Raw genomic sequence first — 17,371 nt, forward strand, 5'->3', positions numbered from 1 at the left:
TACTTAACGAGTTAATATTGAAAGTATTTCTCGAGTGTCGTGCACCATATGAATGGTAGTACGGTCAATTTCTATACTTACTGTACCATTACCTCTTGAGCGTTCAATAACGCGCCCTTGTTTATATACATTGCGATCTAGGTAATCGCCTCTGTGGTAACGCTTACTTAAACCGGGTGGCGTCCAACCAGCACGCACTAACTTTTTTTGCTGCTTTTTAGATAGTTTCTTGCTGCTTTTATAGTTGTGCTGCTGATGTTTATGGTGGCCGTTTTTATGGCCGTGATTGTTTTTATCGGGCTTTGCCTGTGCATTAACGCTAACCAAAGCACCCGTTAAAAGAACAGTATATAAAAACGCTTTCATAAATAATCTCTAATAATGTTAATAGCTAAAGATTATCAAACACGCCTTAACATCATATGAAACTGCAAGCAGCTATTTATCTCGGCTTATACTGTGTTTTGCAATAACTGCGCATTATGGCTGGGTCGCGAAGTTTTAAGTGCTTGGTTTTACGCCCTGCGTGACGTTTGCGCCACACTTTAAAACTGCCCTTTGAAATATGCTCTCGCATAAACAACACCAGCTGTGAATAATTAAGCCCGTATAGCTGCTCTATAGCCTCATAGGGGGTTCTATCTTCCCACGCCATTTCTATAATGCGCGATTGCTGCTCTGCGTTAAACATGTGGCTCTCACAAATTTATTCTATACGTGGTGTAAAAATACATAGATCAACACAATTAAAGGTAATTAACCTGTATAATAAGCACTGTGGTTCTATACTTATAAAAACTTTTGGATTTATGTTTATGCGCGCTGTATTAATGCTTTTAGCCTTAACTTTTTCTCAATTATTGTTGGCAGCGCCTAATAAAACCCTGCGCTGCGTAACCACGCACTATCCTCCTTTTACAATATACGATGAGCAAACAAATACCTTTACTGGCCTTGATATAGAGTATCTAGAGTTTATTGAACGTAATTTAAATTTAAACATAGATGTAGTGCACTTACCGTGGGCGCGCGTTAAAAAAGAAATGAAATTAGGCTACTACGATTGTTACTTTGCGTTGGCTAATAATACCGAGCGTGCGCAATATTTAGACTTTACCAGTGAGCCTATGCACACCACCCAATTTGGTTTATTTACAACAAATAAGGAAAAACAATTTACAGATGACTTATCAACTGCGCGTATAGCTATGTTAAGAGGCGTTGCTTTACCTAATATTATTGCTGCGCATTATAATATTGATGATAGTAATTTAATGCGTTCACTCTCAACGAAAGCCACGTTTGATTTGCTGGATAAACAGCGTGTTGACTACGCAATTACTAATTATCAAGCCGGTTTATGGTACTCAAAAGGTTATAAAAACATACGAGCAAAGCAACTTGAAGACTACACCCTACCTGTTTATATTGCTTTTAAGCACGGCGTAATAAACACCAAATTGGTTGATGAGCAAATAAAACGCTACAAAGCGCAATTCGGTGTGCATTAATAAGGTAGGCGATGTTAACTAAATTACCAAAATGGGTTGAGTACGGCGCGTTTACGCTCGCTTTTATTGCTGGCGTTGTTAATGCAGTAGGATTGTTAGGATTTGAGCATCAGGCCATTTCTCACCTTTCAGGCAGTGTTACTTTACTTGGTATAAAACTAATGAGCAGTACCTCTGCTGCGTTACTACTTATTAGTATAATTGTAAGCTTTATGCTGGGCTCGGCGCTTTCTGGCTTTTTACTCACTGGTGGTTCGTTAAAGCTTGGACGCCATTACGACACTTTATTATTTATTGAAGGCCTTTTATTACTTTTAAGTGCTTATTTGCTCGACCAGTCTTATGTTTATGGCATTACACTTGCCAGCGCCGCGTGTGGTTTACAAAATGCATTAGCCACTAATTATAGTGGCGCCGTAGTGCGAACTACTCACTTAACCGGAATTTTTACCGACCTTGGCCTAATGATAGGTAAAGCACTTAAAGGCGAAACCTTTGATACCCGAAAAGGTGTAATGTTTTTGCTTATTATTATTGGCTTTTTGCTAGGCGGTATTACTGGATTTATTTTATTTGAGTATTCCTCAATACTCGCTTTAGTGGTGCCGGCACTGGCGTGCTTTGTATTATCAGTAACGTATAGGGTATATAGAATACGCGCACTTTAACGCAATCGGTTTAAAAACGGTTTAAAACATCTTACCATGGCGTTAATAAAGCGTTACTCACCTTAAAGGAATGTATGAAACCTTATTTTTTACCGCTGTTATTGCCACTAAGCCATGTTGCAATTGCCGACAGTCAAACCGATGATGCAATAGAAACCATAACAACCACCGCATCGCGTACAGAAGCACTTGCCACACCACTTCCTCTTACTATTAGCACCTTATCTGAGGCGCAATTAAACAGAATTGCGCCAACGCATGTTGAAGAGTCGTTACAGCGCATTGCTGGCGCAAATGTACAACGGGGTAACGGGCAAGAGTATTTACCTGCACTTCGCTCGCCAGTGCTTTCGGGGGCGGCTGCATGTGGTGGCATACTCACCCTTGAAGATGGCATTCCACTACGTGCTGCAGGCTTTTGTAATATTAACGAGCTATTTGAAGCGCATAGCGAAATGGCAAAGCGCATTGAAGTATTAAAAGGCCCAGGCTCTGCCCTTTATGGCTCAAACGCTGTGCATGGTGTTATTAACGTAATAACCCCTGATACAACACAAGGCGGTGGACTAGTCGGGCTTGATTATGGCTCGTATGGTTATGCTCGTTATAAGCTTCGCGCTGGGCAAGACTATGGCAACAGTGGGATTGGCATCAACGCAAGTGTTACCGACGACACAGGTTATCGCGACGACGAAAGCGTAAAACAGCAAAAGGTAAATATTCGCCACCGCTTTGAAAACGATAACCTGTTACTGACCTCTGGTCTTACATACACAAATTTAGATCAGCAAACAGCGGGCTTTATTACAGGCTTTGAAAGCTATAAAAACGAAGACATAGCACAGCAAAACTTTGACCCCGACGCCTTTAGAAAAGCCCGTTCATTTAGAGCGTGGAGTAACGCCCAGTGGCAATTAAAAAATGGCAATGTGCTTTCTATCACGCCTTATGTACGCGACCAAAGCATGGACTTTTTTAAGCACTTTTTACCCGGCACCCCACTTGAAACCAATAGCCAAACAGGCTTTGGTGTGCAATCGCTGTATCAACATAACTTACAAAGTAATATAAAAGTAAACCTAGGGTTTGATGGCGAATATAGCCGCAGCGATTTTACACAAAGTCAAAACGAGCCAACTCAAGGCTCTGCATTTTTAGTAGCCACGGTACCGCAAGGCAAGCACTACGATTACGACGTAAACGCAACACTGTATGCGCCGTTTGCATCAGTTGAGTGGCAATTAAATAAGTGGTTTATTAGCGCAGGCCTAAGGTATGAGCATATGCAGTACGATTACACTAATAATATGCTCACTGGCCGCACAAAAGACGACGGCGCAGAATGTGGCTTTGGCGGTTGCCGCTATAGTCGCCCTGCCAGTGGTAAAAATAGTTTTAGCAATACATCGCCTAAGCTAGGGGTAAGCTATAAGGTTAATAACAACAATACTGTATATGCTAACTTTTCGCGTGGTTACAGAGCGCCCCAAGCGGCAGAGCTTTATCAATTACAACGCGAGCAAACCACCGCTAATTTAAACCCAGAAATAGCCAATAATGCCGAGCTTGGTTTAAAGGGTTACTACTCTAATGTAAGGTATGCATTAGCTGTGTATGCCATGAGTAAGCACAACACTATTTATCGCGACAGCGACTTTTTTAACGTTAATAATGGCAGCTCTCGCCACAGAGGTATTGAGCTTGAAGTGGATTACGCATTAAGTAAAACACTTAACTTACAGTTTGCAGGTACACATGCAAAGCACACGTATACTAATAATCAATTAATTAATGGGCTAAATATAAACGGTAACAACGTAGACACCGCGCCGCGCAATGTGGCTAACCTTGATTTCAGCTGGCAAGCCTTTAATAACCTAGCGCTTGCACTGCAATGGCATAGCGTAAGTAGTTACTATACCGACCCAGAAAACCTGCATAGCTACGACGGACATGACATTTTAAGCTTGCGTGCTAAGTGGCAAGTGACCAATAACCTAGAAGTGCTTGCCCGTGTAATTAACCTTACCGACGAAGCTTACGCAGAGCGTGCTGATTACACCAGTTTTACTGGCGACAGGTACTTTCCTGGTAAGCCACGTAACGCTATGCTTTCAGCTACTTACACATGGTAATACGTTAATTTAATAGTTTTGCTAATTTAAATCGCCCATGTATTTAGTGGGCGATTTTCCCATAACCTTTTTAAACATAGTTATAAACGCACTCACCGACTCATACCCTAATAACGCCGACACTTGCTGTACGCTTTGCCCATCTGACAATGCCTGCAGCGCGGTAATTACATGTAATTGCATTCGCCACTTACCAAAGGTCATTCCGGTTTGCTTTTTTATAAGCCGCGCCAAGGTCCGCTCAGTTAATGCAAAATCGTGTGCCCATAGTGCAAGAGTTTTGCGGTTATTGGGATGCTCAATTAACTCCCGGCTCATGGTTTGAATAACTACATGCTTAGAAAGCACAAAATCAAGCGGCTGGGTTGGCATTTCTATTAATAAATCAAACAGTACCTGAGCTAAACGTGCTGTTTTAGAGTCTTCAATATAGGCTTGGTTTTCGCCTGCCAGCTTAAGCATTAAACTTTTAACGAGGGGGGTAATAGCCAAAGTGCAGGTATGTGTGGGCATGCCTTTTAGGTTGGCATCAATAAATACAAAGCATAAATTGGCGTTATCTGATGCACGATTACTGTGGCACGTATTAGCAGGCACCCAAATAGCGCTGTGCGTTGGCACCATCCACATTTTATTAGCCGCTTCGCAGGTTACATAGCCATCAAGCGCTAATATTAACTGCCCCTTAGGGTGAGTATGTAATGGGTATTCTTTACTGCCTTGTGCGGTATCTACTTTAGCAATTATAGGTTGTACCATATGCTCATAATTTTGCAGATAGCCCCACCCTTTAGGTTCAAACATAACTTTGTCTGTTTTTAGTTATTTAATGTCAGTATAGCTAAATTATAATACTGCTGATTTGTTTATACTAGCGCCCATAATTAGCTAACATATTTTGTAATAATGACTCACACACCTCACAGTAACACTGGCACGTCGCGCTTTTCGAGCGTGCTACTGGTAATAGGTATTTTACTTATTGCCGCCAATTTACGTGCACCTTTTACAGGGGTTGCCCCTGTGCTTGAACAAATAATTACGCACTTTGGTTTAACCGCTTCGCAAGCGGGGTTTATTACTACGTTACCGCTAATTGCCTTTGCAGTTATATCGCCTATGGCTGCAGGCCTCGCTAAACGCCAAGGGCTTGAGCGTACATTGTTTTTTGCTGTATTTTTAATATTAATGGGTATTGCTGGGCGTGTGGTTAATTCGTCAATAATGCTATTTGTTGGCACTGCCATTATTGGTGCGGGTATTGCTATCGCTAACGTTTTATTACCGAGTTTAATAAAGCGCGACTTTGCGGCAAAAGTCGCCGTTATGACCTCTGCTTATGTGCTCACTATGGGCGTTGCCTCGGGTGGCTTTTCAGCATTAGTTTATCCGCTTAGCCAATATGAAGGGTTAGGTTGGCAGTTTGCTTTAGGCGCTAGTGCACTCATTACAGTCACCACTTTAATTGTGTGGATGGCGCAATTAAATAAACACACAAAGCCGGCACAAACAGCACAGGCCTCAACACTTAATAAAAGCGTATGGCGTTATGCACTTGCATGGCAAATTACACTATTGTTAGGTTTAAACTCTTTTTTAAACTACATCATCATTACGTGGCTGCCGGGTATTTTGACCGAAGCAGGCCAAAGTGCAACGCAAGCAGGCGCCTATCATGGGGCTTTTCAAATTGCGACCGCTATACCTGGGCTTGTGCTTATACCGCTACTTGCAAAGTTAAAAGATCAAAGCATGCTTAGCTTTATACTTGCATCACTGAGTGCGTGCTGCGCGCTAGGGCTACTTTATATGCCAAACTTTGCACTGGTATGGACGCTGCTACTTGGTTTTAGCTCGGGGGCGTGCTTTATTTTAGGACTGTCGTTTATTAGCTTACGTACCGATAACTCCACGCAAGCGGCATCGCTTTCGGGTATGTCACAAAGTATTGGCTATTTGTTAGCGGCTATTGGCCCTATGGTTGCAGGGGCTTTGCATACAGCAACAGGGAGTTGGAGTGCGCCGCTTTGGTTATGTGCGGGTGCAGGTGTGTTATGTGCTACATGTGGATGGTTTAGCGGTAAAAATACCACGCTTAACAACTGTTGATTTACTACCCGCTGAAACTAACTTACTAACTGTTGTAACCATGAAAATAAACCTGTTCTTGGCTTTTTTACAGGGGTATGTTTTTTCTCATAGCGCTTATTTGTGGCTTCGCGTTGTGCGCGGCGCTCTTGTGCTAAATTAGCTTTTGCAGCAAAACGTAGGCGCTGTTCTTGAGTCAACTCGTCATTAAAGTTAATGGCTGATTTTTTAACTGCTCGGCTGCTTTTAGGTGAACTACACATAATATTTCCTCTGTTGTGTAACTACTCAAATAGACAGCCGTTTAAGTTATAAAATTTCAAAAAACTTACTTTTTAAATTTAAAGTGAGCCTATACATTCAACTTCTACTAACGAATCAAGGGCTAACGCTTTAACAGCAAATGCACTACGCGCTGGGTACGGCGCACTAAAATATTGCGTATAAATAGCGTTAAACGCTTTAAAGTCGTTTATATCGGTAAGCATAACGGTGCATTTAACTATATTGCTCATGCTGTAGTTATGCTGCTCTAAAGTGCGCTTAATGTTTTCAAGAGTTTGCTTAGTTTCCTCTTCAAAACCACCCGCTGCTAGCTTGCCGGTTGCAGGGTTAATCCCTATTTGACCCGACATATAAAGCGTATTGCCGGCTTTTACTATTTGCGAAAATGGTAAATTAGGGTTAGCTTTGCTTGTATTTAAAAAGTCGACATTACTGGGGTTTGCCTGCGCAAAACTCGTAAGTAGTGCACTAGCTAATAACGCAGTTTTTATCAGTGTTTTCATTACATTGGCCTTGTTATTTTTGTGGGGTAGTCTCAAAGGCAGGCACTTGGTGTAAATCGTTTAGCCATTTAAGGGTTGATTGCGACCAAATTTGCGCCGCTGGGGTAAATTCATCACGCTGATCTACAGCACCTATGCGCAAGCCGTACACTCTATCGGCTTTTGCTTCGTTCGTTGCGTAAAGTGTAGTGCCGCACGTACCACAAAAACCTTGTGCACGTTTATTACCGCTTTGTGCTGTTTTAACATACTCTTTTGGCTCGCCCTTGGTAAATACTACCGAGTTAGGCTCAGCCATTATTACCGCCCTAAATGGCCCGCTCGACATGCGTTGGCAATCGCTACAATGACATACAAGTACGTTATTATTTTGCGATTGGGCTTGGTATTTAATTTCACCACAATAGCAGCTTCCAGTAATTTTCATTTTACTCTCCTTGAGTATGTTTAAAGGTGTTTAACCTAAATAAGCTAAAATAATTTTAGGTAGTTCTTGCGCGTATTGATGCGCAGATAAATCACACGCAATCGCAGGGGTTAAATCGTGATACAGTACTTTATCAAGCAATGAACTGACAATTAAAAATACCGCAGTACCTGCAGCCGTATCGCTCACTTTGCTATCTGTTTGGCTAAGTAATTGCGCTAACCGCTGATAAATTACTCGCCTATTTATGTGTTTATCACTGCCTAATAACTCACTATGCAAACGCGAATTTAAATGTAGCGTTCTAAATACCCCTTGTTGTGATAATAAAAACACATATGTTTTATGGCATAAAGTGTTAACTACATCATCTAGGTTTTTATAGCTCTGCGTCTCAAGCTCTGTTACCCAGCTATTTAATTCAATGCCAAAGTCTTGATACAACATGGGCAGCAGCGACTCTTTATTTTTAAAGCGACGATAAAACGTACCTACCGATACCTCGGCGTAGTCTGCCAGCTCTTTTATACTTATGTGTTCAAAAAACTTACTTTTTAAACTGTGATGCAGCGCTTTTAATAATTTTTCTTGGGTTTGCTGGCTGCGTTGTTGCTTGGGCGCCAAAAAAGGGTGTTCAGACATACATTCAACCATGTTGGTTTAACGTGCACGTACTGTGCAGCTTATAAGTATAAATAGTAATACCCAGCCAGTAATTGCTTTACTCGCTGGGTAGTTATGTCGTTATTTTTGGCTATTTAAATAATCTACCGCTAATTGGCTAAGCGCTTTGGTACCCACTTTAAACGACGATTCATCGGCATAAAAATAAGGTGAGTGGTTACTTGCTACCGTTTTTAAGTCTTGGCTTGCAGGCGTGCCACCTAAAAATACAAATACACTGGGTATTTCTAGAGCATAAAACGAAAAGTCTTCTGCGCCGGTTATTTTACCCATTTCTTGCACGTTTTGTTTACCTGCTGCTTTTTCAAGGCTAGGTAACATTTGCGCAGTAAGCTCAGGATTATTAACCGTTACAGGGTAGCCTTCATGAATATGCACATCGGCCGTTGCCCCCGACGACTTAGCAATATGCGTAGCGGTTGTTTTAATATTTTCAAAGATTTGCGCGCGATTATCCATATCAAAATTACGAATAGTACCAACCATTTCAACTTCTTCAGGAATAATATTATTACGTACACCACCCGCTATTTTACCAAACGACACAATAGCCGGCTCTTTGGTTATGTTTACTTGGCGGCTTACAATGTGATTAACGCCCGTTACAATTTGCGCAGCGGCAGCAATTGGGTCAACACCTGTCCACGGTGCTGAGCCATGCGCTTGGCGACCATGTACGGTTATTTCAAAGCGATCGGCACTGGCCATAAATGGCCCACTTCGATAACCAATTTTACCTGTATGTAGACTTGAAGTAATATGCAGGCCAAAGGCTACATCTGGTTTATATTTAGTAAAAATGCCTTCTTTAAGCATTAACTCTGCACCGCCTTCTTCGCCTAAAGGTGCGCCCTCTTCAGCAGGCTGAAACACAAACATAATATTGCCATGCAGCTCATCTTTCATGTTTGCCAGTACTTGTGCAGCGCCCATTAGCATAGCTACGTGCGTGTCGTGGCCACAGGCATGCATTATGCCTACATCAACGCCACGGTAAGTTGTGGTTTTAGTTGATTTAAATGGCACATCCGTTTTTTCTGTTACCGGTAGTGCATCCATATCGGCACGTAACATTACCGTAGGGCCAGGCTTTGCGCCTTTTAAAATACCCACAACCCCTGTGTAAGCAATATCGGTTTGTACTTGCATACCTAACGACTTTAAGTGTTTAGCCACAATGCCTGCGGTACGCGTTTCGCGATTACCCAACTCAGGGTTTTGGTGAAAGTCGCGTCGCCACTCAATTACCTGCTGCTCTACATTTTTAACGTGTTGATCAAGGTTTGCCTGCGCGTTAAACGCACCAAGTGCAGCAAAACCTAATGCCACTGAGAGTAGTGATTTTTTCATCCTGTTTTCCTTTGTTATTTTAATGAAGCCCAACAACCGATTTAGTGTTATCGAAAAGTGCTGTTGAGTTATAGCCTACACCATTTTTAAATACAGTTTCCATATTACGGATAGCCGACGCATTTTTTGCAAAATCGCCATTTATAATGACTAAGTCAGCTTGTTTACCTACTTCAATACTGCCTATTGTATTTTGCTTATTTAAATACTGCGCTGCATTTAACGTGGCTATTTTTATAGCTTGTGGCTGCATAAATCCAGCCTCTACGAGTAATTCAATTGCACGCTGATTTGAAAAGCCAGCAATAACGCCGCCATAACCTGTTGGGTCTGTGCCCACCATTAATTTACCACCCGCGGCTACAAACATTTTTTCTAGCTGCATCATTTTTTTAAATACTAAAGGCCAGCTAGATTCGCTCTGCTTTGCTATTTTTTCAAAGCGCGACTCGTACTGGTCACGTACTTGCGGTATTAATGCATCAAGTGCTTTTGGGTAGGCTTTAGGGCGGCCTTTAGTAAAGGTTTCAAACACAGTAAGTGTAGAGGTAAGTGCTACATTATTATCCACTAAGTAATTTATTAGGCTCGTTACTTCTGGCGAGTTTATATCTAAATCTACAAACGATTGCTGTACGTCTTTATTACTTGGGCATACATCTTTTTGCTTGCTTTTAACAAAGTCGGTGGCGGCAAAAAAGCCATGCTCTAGGTTATCAATACCTAAAGCGGCTGCTTCGCGGTATGTAACTGAACACAAATGAGCCGTAACTTTGTTATTTTGCTCGTGCGCTTTTTTAATAACCACATCAAGCTCATTTTGATGAATATGCATATACGCTTTATATGAGGTAACCCCCTCTAAGCCCCAGTAGTCCATCATTTTTTTAGCATCGTCTGCATCGCGTAGCGACTTTATTTTTAATATAGGTAAGCCGGGGCCATTTAAATACGGCGCCGTTACATCTATATCTGGGCCTAAACTTTTACCTGCGTTTATATCATCTCTTAATTTTAAATCAGCATAAGGTGCAGTTGTGCCAGCAGTGCGAATTGTGGTTGCACCGCCTGCTAAATATAAACGCGGAAAGCTGTAAAGCATTTCGGTGTAATGAGCTTTGCCGGTTGGATAAAACATGTGCTCGTGCATCATCACCAAACCCGGAATTAACGTTTTTCCAGTACCGTCAATAATATTCACACCTTCAGCAACGTCTATCTCAGCTGTGGCACCTATGTTCACAATTTTATTTTTATTTATTACAACCGTTTGATTAGTTTGTGCTGGTTTGCCGGTGCCATCGATTAACGTAACATTTTTAATTGCATAACGCCCCGCCTGGTAACTTACAAATTGCTCATCAACTGCGTAACTTGGAAAGCTAGTTAAAGCGCAAGCACTTAATAATAAAGATTTTTTAATTTTTTTAAATGCGTACATAGGTATACTCATAGTGTGTGCTCATCTTGGTAGAAGACATTACTATAAAGGCACCATGTAAAAATGTAAATTCAGATTCACATTTTAATTCATCATACTTTAACAAACCTTTTTTACTGTACTCCTTTTTAAAATTACACGGAATGAACATGAAAAATCGAATCGCTAAAAAATACTTTTTAAAATCAACACTGGCACTAACCATTGCTCTTTCATTAACGGGTTGTGACATAAATGATGACGACGATAACGACCCAATCGTTGTGGTAACTCCAGACCCAGCGCCTGTTACTTTGCGCGTAATGGAAACAACCGACATACACATGTATTTATCTAACTACGATTACTTTGCACAAGCCCCATCAGAAACTTTAGGTTTTGTTAATACCGCAACCCTTATAAAAGAGGCGCGCAGTGAAGTGCAAAACAGTGTACTTGTTGATAATGGTGATTTAATTCAAAACAGTCCACTTGGCGATTACGAAGCGATTGTACGTAAAGACGATATTTTAAATGGCGCAACCCATGTTGCTTTTAAAGCTATGAACTTGCTTGATTACGATGTAGCTAACTTAGGAAACCATGAATTTAATTTTGGCTTAGAGTTTTTAGATGCCACATTAAGTGGTGCCGACTTCCCGTATATTAATGCCAATGTATACGTTGATGATGGTGATGATGACGACAGCAACGATGAAAACCGTTATACACCGTACTACCTTCAAGATAAAACCGTATTTGATATAAACGGCAACGAACAAACAATTAAAATTGGTTACTTAGGCCTTACCCCTCCGCAAATTATGCAATGGGATAGCGCGCATTTACAAGGCAAGGTAATTGCAAAAGATATTGTTGCTACTGCTGAAAAATTTATTCCACAAATGAAAGCACAAGGCGCCGATATTATTATTGCCATTCCGCACTCTGGGTTAACAGCCAGCGCCCAAGAAGACCTCGCCGAAAACACGGCCCTATACCTGTCTAAAGTAGATGACGTAGACGCCATACTATTTGGTCATAACCACCGCTTGTTTCCCGGTGATGCGTCGTACGATGGCTATGAATCGGCGGGTATTGATAACGTAAACGGTAAACTTAATGGCGTACCCGCTGTTATGCCTGGCTTTTTTGGCAATAACTTAGGGGTTATTGATTTAATTGTTGAGCCTAACGATGAAGGCGGCTGGGAAGTAACCAGCTCAAAAGTAGAAACTCGTGCCATTAGTGGTACAGATGAAAACGGCGACTTTATTGATTTGGCTGCCGTAGATACCGATGTAGCTGCCGCAATTGAGCTTGAACACCAAGCAACAATTGACTGGGTGAGCGAACCCTTTGCTAAAATTTCAAACCCAATTTATAGCTTTTTTGCTTTGGTGCAAGACGATCCGTCAATTCAAATAGTATCAGATGCACAAATAGCGTGGGGTAAAGCGTTTATTCAAGGCACTGAGCTTGATGGCTTACCTGTGCTTTCGGCAGCAGCCCCTTTTAGAGCTGGCCGCAATGGTATTGAAGATTACACCAATGTAAAAGCAGGTGATATTACCTTGCTTGATACTGTGAGCTTGTATGTGTTTCCAAACACTATTCGTATGGTAAAAGTAACAGGTAGCGATGTTAAAGAGTGGCTTGAACGCTCTGCGGGTCAGTTTAATCAGATTGATGTAAACAGCAGTGCTGAGCAAAACCTACTCGATACCACTTTTCCCACTTTTAACTTTGATATTATTGACGGTGTTACCTTTGAAATTGATGTCACTAAGCCAAAACGATATGACAACGATGGCGTATTAATAAGTGAAAACAATTCGCGCATTACTAACTTGCAATACCAAGGTGAAGCGATAGATTTAGAGGCAGAGTTTTTAATTGTAACTAATAACTACCGTGCATCGGGTGGAGGAAACTTCCCAGCGATTGACGGCACCAGCCGTGAAACGTTTGAAGGCCCAGATGAAAACCGCGGTGTACTGCGTAGTTACATTATTAGCGAAGCCGCTAAAAGTAGCACGGGCAGTATTGACCCGTCTGCCGATAATAACTGGCGCTTTAGCCCCGTGACCACCAGCACAGAGCTAAACGTTGTGTTTAGAACATCACCGCTTGATGAAGTAGCTAGCATTGCCCAAACACTGCCAGCGGTAGCGCCTACCTCACCACTTAAAACAGACGAAAATGGTTTTGCGCTATACACCATTGATTTAAAAAACTAATTGTACATAGCCTACAAAAACCAGCTTAACTGCTGGTTTTTGTTTTTTATCGGCGGTGTATTTTGATGTGCTCGCTTATTTTTATTAAAAACACATTTACGCCAAGCTCTGTTTAAGTGCTAGGATAATGGCTTGAAATACTGATAACTTGCAAATCAAACTATGAATTTAAATCAGCTCGATCTAAACCTTCTTATTATTTTAAAGCAGCTTTTAAACGAAAAACATATTAGCAATACCGCGTTAACCTTAGGCATGAGCCAACCGTCTATAAGCCGCTCATTAAGTAAATTACGCACGTTGTTTGACGATCAATTATTAATAAGAATGGCTGGAGGGTATGAGCTAACACCCAAGGCGCAATCAATTCAGCAAGATCTCAATTCTATTTTAAATATGGTAGAAACGCTGGTTAACAAGCAAACCTTTGATCCTAAAACAAGCACAGCCACCATTAAACTGTTTGGCCTACCGCCGCAAATGCATTTGTTTATAAAAACAATAATTAAAGAAGTACGCGAGCAAGCGCCTAATATCATCCTTGAAATAGACACCTTACCTAAACCACAGTTTTCTGACTTACTAAAAGGCGAGGCTCACTTTGTAATAACAGGTCATAAACCCGCCAACTCCGAGGGAAAACTCTATTGCCAACCATTGTTTGACCGAGAGTTTAAACTTGTTATGGCTCGTAATCATAAACTTGCTAATAGCGAGCTCAGTGTTGAGCTTTTGCGCGACTGTAACTTTGGGCAAATATCAATTCAAGGTGAAAAAGCGTTAACCATTGCACAAAACTTTGCTGCACTGGGTATTGATAATATTGCGACCCCAGTACGCTTAAAAAACTTTTACAGCATTGGCAGCATTGCTGAGAACACCGATATAATATTTTATGTACCCAACCATTTTGCCGCCGATGTGTGCCAACAGCATAACGTAGTAGCCAGAACGCCACCGCAAGAGCTCAACTTATCGTACGCACAAGTCGCCTTATATTGGCACCAACGCCATCACAACGACCCTGTATGTCAGTGGTTTAGAGAGCTTGTAAAAAACAAAGTATTTGAAGTCTAAATAACTGCTATTCATTCAGAGTATGTGGTTTAAATTGCCATTTAAGCCACCAATCTATTTAATACGAATCATTCTTAATAATATTAAAATTAGATAAACATACTCACCATGAAAAACACGCTCCCATTTAATAAGCACGCGCTTAACGTTGTTATTGGTACTTTGTGTACTGGTATATCATTCATAAGCTTAGCGGAACAAGCTCCCGATACCTCAGAAACCATCGAAGTATGGGGCACAACAATTACTAACAATTCGCTATTACAAGACGATATTGAAAGAAAACAAGCCAACCATTTAAGTGATTTACTCCGTGACCAAGCGGGTATTGACGTAGGTGGCTCGCACTCTATTGTGCAAGGTATTAATATTCGTGGTGTTGACGATTTAGACCTCAACATTACTGTTGATGGTATTAGCCAAAACAATAATATGTTCCACCACTCAGGAAACTTACTTATTAATGCTGATATTTTAAAAGCAGTAGATATAAAAGTAGGGACTAATTCAGTGCTTACCGGCGGCCTTTCAGGTGGTGTTGCTTTTGAAACTAAAGACGCTAAAGATTTACTAGAGCCTGGCCAAGACTTTGGCGCACGCTTATACACAAACTTAGGTACTAATGATTACGCCGGTGGCTCTGCTGCGGTATATGGCCAACTAACCGATAACATAGACGCCCTTGCCTACTACACCTACACCGACAGAAATAACTTTGAAAACGGCAATGGCAAAGAAGTTACAGGTAACGAAGGACGCACGGTAGATGGCATCTTCAAGCTCGGCTGGGATGTAAACGAGAGTAACCGTTTAGTGTTCTCATACGACAGATACAACGATGAAGGCGATTACTACGTAAAAACCAACTTTGGTGCTGGCTTCGCTGAAGATTCAGACGCGCAAACAGAAGATATTGACTACACACGTACCAGTACTTCACTTGCCTACAAGCTAGATAAAGGCGATGCAATCACCCTACGTGCAAGCGTTTACCGTAACGAGCTAAGCTATATTGCACTGGGTACAGAGGGTAACTCTGAGCATACGGGTTACACTGCCCTTGCCACATCTAAAATTGCACTTGCTGGATTTAACCATACATTACGCTATGGCGGCGAAGGGTATGAGCAAGTATCTAAACGTATTGCAAACCACGTACAAACCAATAAAGACACTGCAGACTCTCACGCCATTTATATTGAAGACGAAATCGCTGTAACCGATCAGCTATTTGTAACCCCTGGTGTGCGTTACAACTATTTTAAAGTAGATATGTACTCTGCCGGTACTAACGATTCGTTAGATAAATCGTGGAACGAGTTAACGTTTGGTTTAGCGGCTAAATACCTAATTAACGATAACTGGAGTGTTAGCGCAAGCTCTACCGAGCTGTTTCAAGGCCCTGGCCTGCGCGAAAGCTACGTTGATTACAGTACTAACTTTGATAAAGACTTAAAAGCAGAAACCGGTGTAAATAACGCCATTGGTTTTGCCTTTAAAGATCAAAACATGATGGGCTTAGACTCATTTGGTTTTTCATTAAACCTGTTTAAAACCCGTATTGAAGATTACATAGACAACTGGGCAATTGGTAAAGGTCGCCCTATTGGTACTTATGAAAACTCGGGCGATTACGATATTGATGGTTTTGAATCAACGCTTTCTCTGCGTAAAGCGCTATTTAGTGCGCGTTTAAGTTACTCTAAATCAGACTCTGAACAGCTAGAAACAGGCGAGCAACTGCGTTATGAGGTAGGCGATAGTATTTCATTAAACTTAGGCTACGAAGTACCACAGTACGACTTAAAATTTAATTGGACCAGCCTAGTTAACAGAACTGATGACTCGGTATCAAGCGGTGCTGATATTCATAAAGTAGGTTATCAGGTTCATAACATTAGTATGCAGTGGCTACCCAGTCAGCTTGAAGCACTAAGCATGACCTTAGGTGTTGAAAACATTTTTGATAAAACCTATTACTCGCACGCTTCTTACTCAAGCGATACAGTGCAAGATTACGAAGCAGGCCGTAATGTTAAATTAAGCGCCTCATACGTTTTTTAATTTAATAATTTGCTCATGATTTAAGGCTCAATATTTTATTGAGCCTTTTGCTTTTTAAGGGGGCGTACCTTAAATAGCGGCAATCATAAATAGTAAATAAACTTTTTCAGGGTCAATAATGTCTGGTTGGAAACAAAACTTACAAAAGTTCCGTTATGTAATGGACACCTTACTGCTTATTAGCTTTATGCTAGTGAGTGCACCACAGGCCACGGGTGTGCCTTTGCACGAATGGTTTAGCCTATTTTTTATTATCCCTTTTGTTATTCACTTACTGCTGCACTGGGATTGGATAAAACGCAGCTTTAGCCGTTTATTTGCAAACATAACAGCACGCGAGCGCTTTAATATAGTGTGGGATTACCTACTTTATATAATGATGTTATTAGTATTTGTGAGCGGCTTTTTAGTGTCGGTTGCTTTACTACCGGCACTTAATATTAGTTTAAACATTCAAGATTTTTGGTCAAAAATACATCACGATTCAGCCACTTTTATTATGCCCATGTTAGGCGTACATTTGGCGCTTAACTTTTCTTGGATAGTAAAACTGACTAAACGTATGTTTGCCAAGGAGGCTAAATAATGAAACACCTAAAACAACAGTGGCAAAGCCGCACCAGCATCGTGTTAGTTGTATCTATTTTAGTGAGCCTTTTGCTGGTTAGTTTAGAGCTTACCGACTGGGCTGCACAAGTAAACCAAAAAGGATACTCCCACGGTGCACCTGAAGGTGAAAAGCCGAAAATAGCCCCTATTTTGATGTACATTTTACCCTTTGTAAAAGAGCTCGTACTAATAGGCGTGCCGATGTTACTGACATTAGGAATTGCTAAACTATTAGGATTAATAAAAAGGGTGGTTAAAAACAAAGCCTGAATACGAATGCAACACGTATCAAAAACCGGCGTTTATAGAT

The 17,371-nt window shown here is 41.2% G+C and carries 18 protein-coding genes; 9 read left to right on the forward strand and 9 right to left on the reverse strand.

Annotation, left to right across the window (positions count from 1 at the left end; translation table 11 throughout):
• Positions 1-3: 3 nt before the first annotated feature.
• Together WDB87_RS14670 and WDB87_RS14675 are read right to left on the reverse strand one after the other, a co-directional pair.
• Positions 4-366 carry a hypothetical protein gene (locus WDB87_RS14670; RefSeq protein WP_286246256.1) on the reverse strand — a complete coding sequence of 121 codons (363 nt, stop codon included), beginning with the start codon at positions 364-366 and terminating at the stop codon, positions 4-6.
• A 76-nt stretch (positions 367-442) separates the two neighbouring features.
• Complete coding sequence (locus tag WDB87_RS14675; RefSeq protein ID WP_286246255.1) at positions 443-691, reverse strand: TIGR03643 family protein; 249 nt, start codon at positions 689-691, stop codon at positions 443-445.
• Positions 692-815: 124 nt separating this feature from the next.
• Between WDB87_RS14675 and WDB87_RS14680 the strand changes: the two genes are divergently transcribed.
• The 3 genes from WDB87_RS14680 to WDB87_RS14690 all read left to right on the forward strand — a co-directional run bounded on the left by WDB87_RS14680 (position 816) and on the right by WDB87_RS14690 (position 4,314).
• Positions 816-1,511, forward strand: a complete 696-nt coding sequence (locus tag WDB87_RS14680) for a substrate-binding periplasmic protein (protein ID WP_286246254.1) — start codon at positions 816-818, stop codon at positions 1,509-1,511.
• Positions 1,512-1,522: 11 nt separating this feature from the next.
• Positions 1,523-2,179, forward strand: coding sequence for a YoaK family protein (locus WDB87_RS14685; protein WP_286246253.1), 657 nt, complete (start codon positions 1,523-1,525; stop codon positions 2,177-2,179).
• 74 nt (positions 2,180-2,253) lie between these two features.
• Entirely contained in the window at positions 2,254-4,314 is a 2,061-nt protein-coding gene (locus WDB87_RS14690) for a TonB-dependent receptor (protein ID WP_337850271.1), read from the forward strand.
• Between the two features lie 21 nt (positions 4,315-4,335).
• On the opposite strand, the gene WDB87_RS14695 is transcribed toward WDB87_RS14690, so the two are convergent.
• Entirely contained in the window at positions 4,336-5,118 is a 783-nt protein-coding gene (locus tag WDB87_RS14695) for an AraC family transcriptional regulator (protein ID WP_286246251.1), read from the reverse strand.
• A gap of 102 nt (positions 5,119-5,220) precedes the next feature.
• Here WDB87_RS14695 and WDB87_RS14700 point away from each other — a divergent pair, with 102 nt between their 5' ends.
• Positions 5,221-6,423 carry an MFS transporter gene (locus WDB87_RS14700; protein ID WP_337850272.1) on the forward strand — a complete coding sequence of 401 codons (1,203 nt, stop codon included), beginning with the start codon at positions 5,221-5,223 and terminating at the stop codon, positions 6,421-6,423.
• A 17-nt stretch (positions 6,424-6,440) separates the two neighbouring features.
• Here the strand turns inward: WDB87_RS14700 and WDB87_RS14705 are convergent, their stop codons facing one another.
• The 6 genes from WDB87_RS14705 to WDB87_RS14730 all read right to left on the reverse strand — a co-directional run bounded on the left by WDB87_RS14705 (position 6,441) and on the right by WDB87_RS14730 (position 11,104).
• Positions 6,441-6,665: a hypothetical protein gene (locus WDB87_RS14705; protein ID WP_286246249.1), complete on the reverse strand. Its 225-nt coding sequence runs from the start codon at positions 6,663-6,665 to the stop codon at positions 6,441-6,443.
• 78 nt (positions 6,666-6,743) lie between these two features.
• Complete coding sequence (locus WDB87_RS14710) at positions 6,744-7,190, reverse strand: RidA family protein (protein WP_286246248.1); 447 nt, start codon at positions 7,188-7,190, stop codon at positions 6,744-6,746.
• A 13-nt stretch (positions 7,191-7,203) separates the two neighbouring features.
• Positions 7,204-7,617 carry a GFA family protein gene (locus tag WDB87_RS14715; protein ID WP_337850273.1) on the reverse strand — a complete coding sequence of 138 codons (414 nt, stop codon included), beginning with the start codon at positions 7,615-7,617 and terminating at the stop codon, positions 7,204-7,206.
• Between the two features lie 30 nt (positions 7,618-7,647).
• A complete protein-coding gene (locus tag WDB87_RS14720; protein ID WP_337850274.1) occupies positions 7,648-8,259 on the reverse strand; it encodes a TetR/AcrR family transcriptional regulator in 612 nt (203 codons plus the stop codon).
• Between the two features lie 102 nt (positions 8,260-8,361).
• Entirely contained in the window at positions 8,362-9,651 is a 1,290-nt protein-coding gene (locus WDB87_RS14725) for a M20 family metallopeptidase (RefSeq protein WP_286246245.1), read from the reverse strand.
• Positions 9,652-9,670: 19 nt separating this feature from the next.
• On the reverse strand, positions 9,671-11,104 hold the full coding sequence (locus WDB87_RS14730; protein ID WP_337850275.1) for an amidohydrolase family protein: 1,434 nt from the start codon (positions 11,102-11,104) through the stop codon (positions 9,671-9,673).
• 137 nt (positions 11,105-11,241) lie between these two features.
• On the opposite strand from WDB87_RS14730, the gene WDB87_RS14735 reads away from it, so the two are divergent.
• The 5 genes from WDB87_RS14735 (at position 11,242) to WDB87_RS14755 (ending at position 17,331) form a co-directional block, all read left to right on the forward strand.
• Positions 11,242-13,311, forward strand: a complete 2,070-nt coding sequence (locus WDB87_RS14735; RefSeq protein WP_337850276.1) for a bifunctional 2',3'-cyclic-nucleotide 2'-phosphodiesterase/3'-nucleotidase — start codon at positions 11,242-11,244, stop codon at positions 13,309-13,311.
• A 162-nt stretch (positions 13,312-13,473) separates the two neighbouring features.
• Positions 13,474-14,388, forward strand: a complete 915-nt coding sequence (locus WDB87_RS14740; RefSeq protein WP_286246242.1) for a LysR family transcriptional regulator — start codon at positions 13,474-13,476, stop codon at positions 14,386-14,388.
• 108 nt (positions 14,389-14,496) lie between these two features.
• On the forward strand, positions 14,497-16,452 hold the full coding sequence (locus WDB87_RS14745; protein ID WP_286246241.1) for a TonB-dependent receptor domain-containing protein: 1,956 nt from the start codon (positions 14,497-14,499) through the stop codon (positions 16,450-16,452).
• Between the two features lie 118 nt (positions 16,453-16,570).
• Positions 16,571-17,038, forward strand: coding sequence for a DUF4405 domain-containing protein (locus WDB87_RS14750; protein WP_337850277.1), 468 nt, complete (start codon positions 16,571-16,573; stop codon positions 17,036-17,038).
• Positions 17,038-17,331 (forward strand): hypothetical protein, encoded by a 294-nt coding sequence (locus WDB87_RS14755; protein WP_337850278.1) that lies wholly within the window; start codon positions 17,038-17,040, stop codon positions 17,329-17,331. The genes WDB87_RS14750 and WDB87_RS14755 overlap by 1 nt, the downstream gene beginning before the upstream one ends.
• The last annotated feature ends 40 nt before the right edge of the window (positions 17,332-17,371 follow it).

Origin of the sequence: Pseudoalteromonas sp. C12FD-1, assembly GCF_037414265.1 — a bacterium.
In the GTDB taxonomy this organism is placed as follows: Bacteria; Pseudomonadota; Gammaproteobacteria; order Enterobacterales; family Alteromonadaceae; genus Pseudoalteromonas.

Bases quoted from the DNA above. Each gene is read 5' to 3' on its own strand.
- WDB87_RS14690 (WP_337850271.1), top strand. From the start codon at position 2,254: ATGAAACCTTATTTTTTACCGCTGTTATTGCCACTAAGCCATGTTGCA.
- WDB87_RS14740 (WP_286246242.1), top strand. From the start codon at position 13,474: ATGAATTTAAATCAGCTCGATCTAAACCTTCTTATTATTTTAAAGCAG.
- WDB87_RS14725 (WP_286246245.1), bottom strand. From the start codon at position 9,651: ATGAAAAAATCACTACTCTCAGTGGCATTAGGTTTTGCTGCACTTGGT.
- WDB87_RS14730 (WP_337850275.1), bottom strand. From the start codon at position 11,104: ATGAGTATACCTATGTACGCATTTAAAAAAATTAAAAAATCTTTATTA.
- WDB87_RS14670 (WP_286246256.1), bottom strand. From the start codon at position 366: ATGAAAGCGTTTTTATATACTGTTCTTTTAACGGGTGCTTTGGTTAGC.
- WDB87_RS14720 (WP_337850274.1), bottom strand. From the start codon at position 8,259: ATGTCTGAACACCCTTTTTTGGCGCCCAAGCAACAACGCAGCCAGCAA.
- WDB87_RS14735 (WP_337850276.1), top strand. From the start codon at position 11,242: ATGAAAAATCGAATCGCTAAAAAATACTTTTTAAAATCAACACTGGCA.
- WDB87_RS14745 (WP_286246241.1), top strand. From the start codon at position 14,497: ATGAAAAACACGCTCCCATTTAATAAGCACGCGCTTAACGTTGTTATT.
- WDB87_RS14685 (WP_286246253.1), top strand. From the start codon at position 1,523: ATGTTAACTAAATTACCAAAATGGGTTGAGTACGGCGCGTTTACGCTC.
- WDB87_RS14695 (WP_286246251.1), bottom strand. From the start codon at position 5,118: ATGTTTGAACCTAAAGGGTGGGGCTATCTGCAAAATTATGAGCATATG.
- WDB87_RS14680 (WP_286246254.1), top strand. From the start codon at position 816: ATGCGCGCTGTATTAATGCTTTTAGCCTTAACTTTTTCTCAATTATTG.
- WDB87_RS14700 (WP_337850272.1), top strand. From the start codon at position 5,221: ATGACTCACACACCTCACAGTAACACTGGCACGTCGCGCTTTTCGAGC.
- WDB87_RS14715 (WP_337850273.1), bottom strand. From the start codon at position 7,617: ATGAAAATTACTGGAAGCTGCTATTGTGGTGAAATTAAATACCAAGCC.
- WDB87_RS14710 (WP_286246248.1), bottom strand. From the start codon at position 7,190: ATGAAAACACTGATAAAAACTGCGTTATTAGCTAGTGCACTACTTACG.
- WDB87_RS14675 (WP_286246255.1), bottom strand. From the start codon at position 691: ATGTTTAACGCAGAGCAGCAATCGCGCATTATAGAAATGGCGTGGGAA.
- WDB87_RS14705 (WP_286246249.1), bottom strand. From the start codon at position 6,665: ATGTGTAGTTCACCTAAAAGCAGCCGAGCAGTTAAAAAATCAGCCATT.
- WDB87_RS14750 (WP_337850277.1), top strand. From the start codon at position 16,571: ATGTCTGGTTGGAAACAAAACTTACAAAAGTTCCGTTATGTAATGGAC.
- WDB87_RS14755 (WP_337850278.1), top strand. From the start codon at position 17,038: ATGAAACACCTAAAACAACAGTGGCAAAGCCGCACCAGCATCGTGTTA.